Consider the following 11,527-nt stretch of genomic DNA (forward strand, 5'->3'; position numbering starts at 1 on the left):
GGGACTTGATAAAATGTATCCAACCAATATGGGTATATTGAAACCAACCAATTTTGAATGGAGCCTGTCGATGAAAGCACCAAAGTACAAGATGATTAATGACTATATAAAGGAACAGATAACAAATGGTACCTGGCCGGTTGGCAGCAGGCTTCCGAGCCAGCGCGCTCTCGCCAGCCACTTCGGAGTGAACAGGAGCACGATTGTGACTGCGCTGGATGAATTGGCCGCTGATGGCCTGATCGAAGGGAAAACAGGGATGGGGACAATCGTTGTCAACAACACCTGGACACTTATGAGATCCGAACCCCCAGTGAACTGGAATGAGCAGGTAGGGCTGGGGACTCATCAGGCAAGCATGCCAACTGTTCAGGCGATCAATCAGGCAGAATCCAATGAGGATTTGATACAGCTTAGCAAGGGGGAGCTCTCGAAGGATTTGTTTCCTCTTGAAGAGATGAGAGCTGTGATAACAAAAGTGGGACAAAATCTAGAACCATTTGGCTACGAGGAACCAAAGGGGAATCCACAGTTGAGAGAAGAGATTGCCAAATACCTTAGTCTAAAAGGGATCCATACTTCTGCGTCCTCAATCCTTGTAGTATCTGGTGCTTTGCAAGCACTGCACCTTATTTCGATTGGGTTGCTGGAAAGAGGATCAACAGTGTTACTCGAGAATCCATCTTATGTAAACTCTTTATCGACCTTCCAATCCGCAGGAATGAGGCTTCAGGGGGTACCGATTGACCAAGAGGGCATCATTCCCGGGAAGATAGAAAAGATCCACCAAAACAAGAACTCAGTGCTCTATTGTCATCCCACCTTCCATAATCCAACAGGGGCATTGATGGGGGAAACAAGAAGGCGGGAATTGTTGAGTTTGGCGGAAAATGCCCAGATTCCAATAATTGAGGATGATGTGTATGGTGATTTATGGCTCGACAATCCTCCGCCGATGCCAATCAAATCCCACGATAGACATGGAAATGTTTTGTACTTAGGCAGCCTGTCAAAGAGTCTTAATCCTGGATTGAGGATTGGATGGGTTGTCGGCCCGGAAGCTGTCATAGACCGTCTGGCAGATCTGAAAATGCAAACGGACTATGGAACAAGTTCCATATCGCAAAGGTCAGCGGCAGAATGGCTTTCAAGCGGACTGTACGAGAAGCATGCCTCAGAAGTCAGGAAGCATTTGAAAATACGCAGGAACGCTGTGCTGCAAGCACTGGATCAGCACTTGAGCCATTATGCTGAATGGGAACAGCCTGCAGGCGGTTTCTTTATATGGGTGAAAATGAAGCAGGAAATCTCTTTGGCTGACTTATACCGCAAAGCCCTTGCGAATGGGGTGCTGATCAATCCTGGCAGGATTTATTCGAACCAAAAAAGCCTGCACTTCCGGCTATCTTTTGCCAACGCTCCGGTTGAAGATATTGTTAAGGGAATCTCAGTATTAGAATCGCTGATACAAGACTGTTAGAATAGGAGAATACAAGTTTTCCGCAAGGCAGATTAATAATCAAGGAGAAAGTGATTTATGAAATTAGTATCATGGAACGTGAACGGCATAAGGGCTTGTGTCCGCAAAGGTTTTTTGGATTTCTTTCAGGAGGCGGGAGCGGATGTGTTTTGCATTCAGGAAACGAAACTGCAGGAAGGCCAGATAAGCCTCGAAATGGAAGGGTACCACCAGTTCTGGAACTATGCTGAAAAGAAAGGGTATTCAGGTACCGCTGTTTTTACCAGACAGAAGCCTATATCAGTAAAATACGGCATCGGATCAGCAGAACATGATCATGAGGGAAGAGCGATCACTGTTGAGTTTGATCAGTTTTATCTTATTAATGTTTATACACCGAACTCTCAGCGTGATCTTGCCCGACTCGGCTATCGTTTATCCTGGGAAGACAAACTAAGGGAATATATACTCGAATTGGAAAAGGTGAAGCCAGTAGTCCTGACCGGAGACCTGAATGTCGCCCACAATGACCACGACTTAAAAAATCCTAAATCGAATCGCGGAAATTCCGGGTTTACCGACGAGGAACGCGGGAAGATGACCCAACTCCTGGACAGTGGTTTTGTTGATTCTTTCCGATATCTCCATCCTGATGCCAAGGATGTTTACACCTGGTGGTCTTATATGAGTAAAGTGCGAGAAAGGAATATAGGATGGCGCATTGATTACTTCATTGTTTCCGAACAACTGGCACCTGCCATTCATCAAGCAGGAACAGAGTGTTTTGTCATGGGCAGCGACCACTGTCCTGTGACACTTGAATTGAATATATAAGGTTTTGAATCCCCTGGATGGTGTTCCAGGGGATTTATTTTCTTAACAGACAAGGTTGTACTTGAGTGAATGCGGAATTCTAAACAGTATGACCTAATTCCTCGCTTAAAATAAAGAATGACCAGTTGAAAACAACATTTTTAAAAGAAATCTAGAAATATTAAAACCTTTTCTTTTGATTTTTTATTAAATGTTATATACTATAAACTAATAAGGATAACACATTTAAAAAATCCTTGATAATGTTACATAATTATTATTGGGGGTACGTTGGTGGTGAGTTCTATTAAACTAACAAAACGGCAGGAAGAAATCGTTCAAATTGTAAAAGAGGACGGTCCGATTACTGGGGAACAAATTGCCGAAAAGCTGAAGCTGACACGGGCAACCCTTCGTCCCGACCTGGCGATCCTCACAATGGCAGGAAGTCTGGAAGCGAGACCAAGAGTCGGCTATTTTTTCAATAAGGATAAAGAGAGACTATTCGAACCGACAGAGGTACTGAATTTGAAGGTGAAGGATTATAAAGGCCATCCAATTGTGGTGCAAAAGTCTTCCTCTGTATATGATGCGATTGTCCAGATGTTCCTTGAGGATGTCGGGACTTTGTATGCTGTTGATTCAGAGGGGTGCCTGGCTGGGGTCATTTCGAGAAAGGATTTACTGAGGGCAGCGATTGGAAACAAGAACCTTGAGGACCTTCCTGTAAGCGTCATCATGACCAGGATGCCTAACATCATAACGGTAAAGCCCGAAGAAACGCTGCTGCAGGCTGCCAGGAAACTGGTTACGAACAGAATTGATTCTCTCCCTGTCGTACGTGAACTCAGCAGTAACCCCGATTCATATGAGGTCATCGGGCGAATAACCAAAACAACGATTACCAAGGTATATTTAGAAATCGCAGAGCAAAAATCTGTCTAGGAAGTGAGCGCACTTTGGATATGAAGGAAGTTGTCTATGTGGTATCCGACTCAGTCGGGGAAACAGCAGAATTTGTAGTTAAAGCTGTGGCAACACAGTTTAACGGCGGGCAGGTTGATATAAGAAGGAATTCATATGTTGAGGATGAGGAAGACATTGAGGACATTTTGATGATGGCCAGGCAAGGACATTCCATTATCGCCTACACCATTGTCGTACCTGCACTTAAAGACTATCTGGACCGGAGGGCAAGAGAGGAAGGGATTTACGCAGTCGACTTGTTGAATCCACTTATGAACGCCTTTGAAAAGAAATTCAACAAAGAGCCGAACCATCGTCCGGGCATGATGCGGAAATTGGATGATGAATATTTCCGCAAGATCGAAGCCATCGAATTTGCCGTAAAATATGATGATGGCAGGGACCCGCGGGGGATATTAAGGGCTGACATCGTTTTGGTCGGTGTTTCTCGAACATCGAAAACTCCACTGTCAATGTATCTGGCCCACAAGCGTTACAAAGTAGCCAATGTACCGATTGTGCCGGAGGTCAAACCGCCGGATGAATTATTCCAGATTCCGAGAAGCAAATGTGTAGGCCTGATCATTTCACCAGATAAGCTGAATGAAATCAGGACGGAAAGGCTGAAGGCGCTTGGTCTTGGAGCTAGGGCGAATTATGCCAGCTATGAGCGAATTCTAGAAGAACTGGATTATGCTGAAAAAATCATGAAACGTGTTGGCTGCCCGGTCATCAATGTTTCCAATAAGGCCATTGAAGAAACTGCAGGGCTGATACTTGATATTCTAAAAAGTGAGAGGAGTTAAGCGAATGTCTAAATTTGTGTATCTTTTTAATGAAGGAAATAGCGGAATGAAAGAAATACTGGGTGGGAAGGGTGCGAACCTGGCGGAAATGACACGTATTGGCCTTCCGGTACCTTTCGGATTCACGATTTCGACAGAAGCGTGCAACTCATATTATGATGCGGGAAAGACGATCCCGGCAGAAGTTCAGGCACAGGTGCTCGAAGCTCTTGGGGAGCTTGAAGAGAAAACAGGAAAGAAGCTGGGAAATCCTGAAAATCCGCTGCTAGTCTCCGTCCGCTCTGGCGCAGTATTCTCAATGCCGGGAATGATGGATACAATTTTGAACCTTGGCATGAATGACGAGACAGTTGAAGGAATGGCAAAGCTTACAAACAACCCAAGGTTTGCGTATGATTCCTACCGCCGCTTCATTCAGATGTTCAGTGATGTTGTCCTCGATGTTGACGTGTTCTTTTTCGAGCGATTACTGGAAGAAACAAGGGAAGCGAAAGGCTATAACTCAGACCCGGAGATGACGGCAGAAGACTGGAAGGAAGTCATCGAAGGATATAAGAATATCGTGACAAAGCATACGAGGAAGCCGTTTCCGCAGGATCCAAAGGAACAGCTATTCTTGTCCATCAACGCGGTATTTGACTCCTGGAACAATCAACGGGCGATCGTTTACCGCCGGTTGAATAAAATTCCATCACATTTAGGCACAGCGGTAAATATCCAGAGCATGGTATTTGGGAACATGGGAGACGATTCGGGTACTGGTGTTGCTTTTACGAGGGACCCATCCACAGGGGAAAGCATCCTTTATGGAGAATACTTGATCAACGCACAGGGAGAAGATGTCGTGGCAGGCATCCGGACCCCACAGCCAATCCAGACATTAAAAGATGAAATGCCTGCTGTGTATCAGCAATTCGTTGACACATGCAACCGGCTTGAACAGCATTACGAGGACATGCAGGATATTGAATTTACTGTAGAACGCGGTGAACTTTTCATCCTTCAGACACGTACAGGGAAACGCACCGCGCAGGCGGCGATCCGAATTGCAACAGAGCTTGTGAAAGAAGGAATCATTGATAAAAAGACTGCACTGCTGCGTGTTGATCCTGAACAGCTTGATCAGCTTCTTCACCGCAGGATTGATGAGAATTATGAACGTAATCAGCTGGCTAAAGGCCTTCCTGCTTCACCAGGTGCCGCAACAGGCAAGGTTGTTTTTGATGCAGATGAGGCAGAGCTGCTGGTAAATGAAGGACAAAAGGTCATCCTTGTGCGTCCAGAAACAACTCCAGATGATATCCATGGTATCATTTCAGCCCAGGCTGTCGTAACAAGCCGCGGCGGTATGACTAGTCACGCCGCAGTAGTGGCGCGAGGAATGGGTAAAGCGTGTATTTGCGGATGTGAAGCGATGAAAATCGATCTGCACCAAAAGCAGTTCCGGGTCGGGGAAGTGGTCGTGAACCACGGGGATATCATCACGATCGATGGAGGAACAGGTGAAATTATGCTCGGTGAAATCCCGATGATTGAACCTGAGCTGTCTGCTGAGTTTCAATTATTATTGTCATGGGCAGATGAGGAGCGGAAAATTGGCGTCCGCGCAAATGCTGATAACCCTGAGGATTCCGCGAAAGCACTGGAGTTTGGAGCTGGCGGCATTGGTCTTTGCCGTACGGAGCATATGTTCATGGACGCTGCAAGGGTACCGATTGTCCAGAAGATGATCCTTGCAGAAACATTTGATGAGCGGAACGCTGCGCTGGATGAACTCCTGCCGATGCAGCAGGGAGATTTTGAGGGAATTCTGGAAGTGATGCAGGGACTGCCTGTGACGATTCGCTTGCTTGATCCTCCATTGCACGAGTTCCTGCCTGATAAAGAAGAACTTTTGGTTGAGATTACAAAACTTCAAATTCTGGACCCGGAATCAAAGGTACTTAAGGAAAAAGAAGCATTGCTGAAGAAAGTGCGCCAGCTGGATGAGTTCAATCCAATGCTTGGACACCGCGGCTGCCGCCTTGGCATGATTCATCCTGAAATATATGAAATGCAGGCAAGAGCGATTTTTTATGCGGTGGCGAAATTAGCTGATAAGGGAATCGAGGCAAAACCAGAAATCATGATTCCTTTAGTTGGGCATGTGAATGAGCTGAAGGAAATGCGTGAACTCGTTAATGCAGCTGCTCTTAGCATAAAAGAAGAAACAGGCAAGGAGTTCGAGTATACCGTGGGAACGATGATTGAAATCCCGCGTGCAGCCCTTACTGCTGATCAGATTGCTGAGGAAGCAGACTTCTTCTCATTTGGCACGAATGACCTGACCCAGACGACTTTCGGTTACAGCCGAGATGATGCTGAAGGCAAATTCCTGCAGGCCTATATCGAGCAAAAAGTTCTTCCTGAAAATCCATTTGCCGTCCTTGATCGCGAGGGAGTGGGCAAATTGTTGGAGACAGGTGTGGAACTGGGCCGAAAAACAAAGCCTGGGTTGAAGACTGGAATTTGCGGTGAACACGGGGGCGAGAAGAGTTCGATTGAATTCTGCTATAATGCTGGACTTGACTACGTCAGCTGCTCTCCTTACCGTGTGCCGCTTGCAAGACTTGCAGCTGCTCAGGCAACAATCCGCCACGAAAAAAATAATGAAAAAGAAGCTGTCGCAGCAAAATAATGTTCAATTGGAGCGTGTTTCAAAATCACGCTCCTTTCTTACTTTTAGCTGGCTGACGATAATATCGCCCAAATTTAGCTCTCCATTTCCGTTTATTGTAGGCTTTATTTCTTATTAATAGGTAACTGATGGAAAAAAGGGTATACTAGATAATATGTAATTCCTCGGGTCTTCTGGTGTTTCGACTTACCATGAGAAGGCGTGAGACCAAAACCAGAGAGGATGAGGAAGATGTTAATCAAACTATATCAGGCAAAAGCTGGAGATGGCAGCAAAAAGAAAGGGCTTAGGAGAACGAAATCCTATTTTTCGACACCAGAGGATGCTTTATCAGAGGCTTTTGCATTGAAGGAAAAAATGGATTCAAGATATGAAAATGAAATCGAATGGGACTATCAAGGCGATTTTACAGGAACTCCTGAAAAAATGAAGATCCTCCGTGGATATTTAAATGGTAATCGGGAGAGTACAGCATTTTACCTGGAAATTCTAAGTGTTGAAAATAATGAACAAATCAAACCTGTATCGCCGTATAAACCAAAGTCTGTTACAAAGGATGATAAAAAGATTTCAACAAAGGTCATGAAAAAGTTTAAGGTAAAGAATGCATAGTATCACACCATTCCTCTGACTTTACAGAGTATAGGAAATGGAAGGGACGCACATTCCAATTGTGCGGCCTTTTATTTATATTTAGGCAATCTTGAGGGGATCAGATATGAAACAAATTGAAACAATCTATCAGGAAGCAGTTGGAAATACGAAAAATAAAATCATGGAAGACATTGAGAAATTCCTTGGCGAAAAAGACCGTCTTCCAGACTTGGAAGAGTACCTTAAAGCAAGAGATACATACATCAGCCAGATTTGGCTGAATGTCTGGCTGACGAAATCGACAAATGACTTTTCAAAGCGTGATAAAAAGGAATTTTTAAGTGAGCGGGATTATATTGTGGAAGGTGTAGACCGCAAACTCATCAATAAGCTTTTCAGGAATGAAATAAGAAGCTATCAACCTTTTGATCCAAAAGCATGGATCACTTCTTCCATCAGTGAGGACGTCTGGCCTGAGTTGTACCAGCAAGCAAGAAAGAAGTTCCTGAAGAAAGAGGAAGAAGACCGTTTGCTTGAAAAAAAGGCGAAAGTCATCGAAACGATCTATCAACAAGCCCAGACGGTTTTAAATGAATTCCAGGAACTTGCCTATTTAAAAATCAGATATAATATGTCCATCGAGCTTAAGAGGATTTTTCAGGAAGAATCGAAATACAAAGATATAGACACCTTTATGCTTGAAGAAAAATTGACAGTGATCGGTTCGTTCAATCCAGATGACTACAGGACAATGGCTGATTTCTTCGATGAGCTGACCGGGCAAATTCACCAGACATCCCACTGGGGAAGGTATTATTTTGAGTATGAAACTTACCAGTATCATTTTGAGAAAGCGGTACTGGACTTTTTTTCCAGCATAGCAGCAGAGAAGGTGCTGGAATATCTTGACCAGGACTTGATCAATTCTTATCAAGATGTATTTGAAGATCCTTTGTCGATTCCTGGGACCCGGAGAATCATCAGTGATCTGGTCGAAATTTATATTGACGGTTTCCTTTATAAGCTTCAGGAAGAGTATATCAGTGATCTTATACGGTTGTCGGATATTCCATTTGATTATGAAGTTCATCAGGAAGTTTATGATAAGAACCTTGCCGACAGAGAGCGCAGGAGGGCGGAAGAACAGGCAGAGCTTGAAAGGATCAGGGAAGAAGAAGCCCGCATGATGGAAGATATTTTTGGCAGGGAATACAACCCTTCCCTCAGGCGCAATGTCCGATACATTATGCATATCGGTGAAACCAATACCGGTAAAACCCACCAGGCACTTGAACGGATGAAGCAAGCAAAAAGCGGCCTTTATCTCGCTCCCCTGCGCCTGCTGGCACTTGAGGTATACGAAAAATTGAATGCTGAGGGCGTCCCCTGTTCTTTAAAGACAGGGGAAGAAGAAAAACCAGTGGCAGGTGCAAACCATATTTCCTGTACAGTTGAAATGTTCCATGAAAAAGACTTTTACCATGTAGTCGTCATTGATGAATCCCAGATGATCGCAGATAAGGACCGTGGCTTCTCCTGGTTCAAAGCAATCACAAAAGCGAATGCGGAAGAAGTTCATATCATCGGCAGCAAAAATATCAAGGCAATGATGATGGATCTTCTTGATGATGGGGTGGCGGAAATATACGAATACAGCCGAGAAATCCCTCTCCAGGTCGAAAACAAAGAATTCAGCCTTAAGAATACCAAAAAAGGGGATGCGCTAGTTTGTTTCTCGCGGAAACAGGTGCTTGAAAATGCAGCGAAATTGCAGAACAGCGGCCGCCAGGTCAGCATGATCTATGGCAGCATGCCGCCAGAAACGAGGAAGAAGCAAATAGACCGCTTCATCAAGGGGGAAACAAGTGTCGTCGTAGCTACGGATGCTATTGGCATGGGGCTGAATTTACCGATCCGGAGAATCGTATTCCTTGAAAATGAAAAGTTTGATGGGACGAGAAGAAGGAAGCTGACTTCCCAGGAAATTAAGCAAATTGCTGGCCGTGCAGGAAGAAAAGGAATTTACAATGTCGGCAGGGTAGCTTTTACTTCGGAAATTGACTTAATGTCAAAGCTGCTTGAAAAAGAGGATAAACTCGTTGAGACATTTTCTATCGCACCTACTTCAGCAATATTTGAAAGGTTCCAGAAGTATCATCGAACGCTGGCTGTATTCTTCGAATTATGGGATCAATTCGAGAGTCCAAAGGGCACAAACAAAGCTTCTCTGTCTGAAGAAAGGGAGCTTTATGAATATGTGAGGGACACCGAAATCGAAGCAAGGCTGCCGATGATGGAACTCTACGGATTCCTGCATCTTCCTTTTTCATCGAGGGAACCAGCTCTTATCGAACAGTGGCTGGAAACGATCAAGGCGATTGTTGCTGGTGATGAGCTGCCAGAACCTCCTGTGAAAACGGCAAGTCTTGAAGAGCTTGAGCTTTCTTATAAAGCAATCGGACTCCACCTATTGTTTTTATATAAACTAGGGAAAAAAACAGAAGCTGTTTATTGGGAAAGGGTCCGTACAGAGCTAAGTGACGAAGTACATGAATTCTTAAAGTCAGAAGTGAAAAATTATAAAAAGAAATGCAGGCACTGCGGGAAGGGAATCCACACGGACTCTCCTTACCAAATATGTGATGCTTGCCATGCTGCAAAATACAGAAAACGCAGTGCTCCAAAGGACCGGTGGAGATGATTTATTAGCAGCAGGGCTTATTTCCTTAAGCCCTGCTTCTTAGGAAAACGAAAGTAATATATACCGGAACAACAGCCATATGATAATAGAAGGATAAAACAAAAAGGTGTGATCAAATGGCTGTCCATATAGTGAAACCAGGAGAAAACCTCTGGTCCATTTCCAAATTGTATGGTGTAACGATTCAAAATATAGTGGAAGTTAATGGTCTTCCATCCGCGAATGTTATTGTTCCAGGTCTTAACCTTTATATTCCAGACAGGCAACCGATCATCAGGTTTTATAAAATTAAAGCGGGCGACACATTGTGGAAACTTTCACTGCAATTCCAGACAAGTATAAACATTATACTAAATGCCAATCCTGGTCTGGATCCAAACAGATTATATATTGGCCAGAACATCAACATACCTTCTCCTTTCAAACCGCAGTTCTCCACCTTAGGATTCATCGTTCCAGGTTCTTCTCCAACATTCCTTACCGATTTAGCAGAAATTGCACCCCGCCTGACTTACCTGGCAGTTGCAGCATTTTCCTTCACACAAGAAGGGTATGCATATGTAGCAGGTGATGATCTCCCTATCGTCATTAAAAGCAATGAATTGAATATCATTCCATTATTAATGGTTCAAAATACAACAGCCGCAGGTTTTAGCAAAGAACTTGCAGGAAGAGTTCTCTCAACTCCGGCATATCGAAGGAATCTTGTGGCAAGCCTGGTGAATCTCGCATTACAAAGAGGATACCGGGGAATCAGCATAGACCTGGAATTTATTCCGCCTCCTCAGCGAGAGGATTTTAATACATTCCTCAGGGAACTGAAAACAGCAATGGGAAGTCTTATCCTGCATGTGAATGTTCATGCAAAATCCGAAGATATACCTTCCAACCCCATCATAGGAGCTTATGATTATAAGACAATCGGAGAGATTGCTGATATCGTCGCTGTTATGACAATTGATTATGGGTACCCGGGCGGTCCGCCGGATCCTGTCTCTCCGCTGTGGTGGATCGCGCTTGTTGTCAGGTATTCACTGACCCTTATCCCCCGTGAAAAGTTGCAGATTGGCCTTCCACTCTATGGGCATGACAAAATAGTATCAACTAGCCAGTATCGTGCCCTTTCCGTGCTGGATGCACAAAATCTTGCCATCTCAATAGGTTCCGTCATTCAGTTTGATACAGCCGCACAATCACCTTGGTACAGGTATTGGAAAGGGACGGAGGAACACATCGTATGGTTCGAGGATATCCGCAGTTATATTGAAAAATACAGACTGATCGACTTATATGGATTGAATGGAACAACCTACTGGCAACTGAGCTTCCGTTCTCCGCAGAACTGGGCTTATCTTGATAAGGTCGATATTGTAAAGGCATAAAACACTGGGTTGACACGGAGATAGTGTCATTGTAGCTGCAAGTTCAGACAAAACGCCTGCAGACAATGAAGAAAATGTCCGAAGCAGGTTCAGGTTGGGACAAAACGCCGGCAGATCATGAAGAAAATG

Annotated in this window: 8 protein-coding genes; all 8 read left to right on the forward strand. The window is 44.4% G+C overall.

Features of this window, described 5'->3' with window-relative positions:
• The first annotated feature begins 70 nt into the window (after window positions 1-70).
• Entirely contained in the window at window positions 71-1,480 is a 1,410-nt protein-coding gene (gene pdxR, locus J7E38_RS03225) for a MocR-like pyridoxine biosynthesis transcription factor PdxR (protein ID WP_214708890.1), read from the forward strand.
• 57 nt (window positions 1,481-1,537) lie between these two features.
• Window positions 1,538-2,293: an exodeoxyribonuclease III gene (locus J7E38_RS03230; protein ID WP_214708888.1), complete on the forward strand. Its 756-nt coding sequence runs from the start codon at window positions 1,538-1,540 to the stop codon at window positions 2,291-2,293.
• A 276-nt stretch (window positions 2,294-2,569) separates the two neighbouring features.
• The gene (gene ccpN, locus J7E38_RS03235) at window positions 2,570-3,217 is read left to right on the forward strand and encodes a transcriptional regulator CcpN (RefSeq protein ID WP_144479592.1); all 648 of its coding nucleotides are present in this window, start codon (window positions 2,570-2,572) and stop codon (window positions 3,215-3,217) included.
• A gap of 14 nt (window positions 3,218-3,231) precedes the next feature.
• Window positions 3,232-4,044, forward strand: a complete 813-nt coding sequence (locus tag J7E38_RS03240) for a pyruvate, water dikinase regulatory protein (protein ID WP_214708886.1) — start codon at window positions 3,232-3,234, stop codon at window positions 4,042-4,044.
• Window positions 4,045-4,048: 4 nt separating this feature from the next.
• On the forward strand, window positions 4,049-6,721 hold the full coding sequence (gene ppdK, locus J7E38_RS03245) for a pyruvate, phosphate dikinase (protein WP_214708884.1): 2,673 nt from the start codon (window positions 4,049-4,051) through the stop codon (window positions 6,719-6,721).
• 231 nt (window positions 6,722-6,952) lie between these two features.
• Window positions 6,953-7,333, forward strand: coding sequence for a hypothetical protein (locus tag J7E38_RS03250; RefSeq protein WP_214708882.1), 381 nt, complete (start codon window positions 6,953-6,955; stop codon window positions 7,331-7,333).
• Between the two features lie 106 nt (window positions 7,334-7,439).
• On the forward strand, window positions 7,440-10,016 hold the full coding sequence (locus J7E38_RS03255; protein ID WP_214708880.1) for a DEAD/DEAH box helicase: 2,577 nt from the start codon (window positions 7,440-7,442) through the stop codon (window positions 10,014-10,016).
• Window positions 10,017-10,132: 116 nt separating this feature from the next.
• Window positions 10,133-11,398: a LysM peptidoglycan-binding domain-containing protein gene (locus J7E38_RS03260; protein ID WP_214708878.1), complete on the forward strand. Its 1,266-nt coding sequence runs from the start codon at window positions 10,133-10,135 to the stop codon at window positions 11,396-11,398.
• The last annotated feature ends 129 nt before the right edge of the window (window positions 11,399-11,527 follow it).

This window comes from Bacillus sp. ISL-35 (genome assembly GCF_018613355.1).
In the GTDB taxonomy this organism is placed as follows: domain Bacteria; phylum Bacillota; class Bacilli; order Bacillales; family Cytobacillaceae; genus Mesobacillus.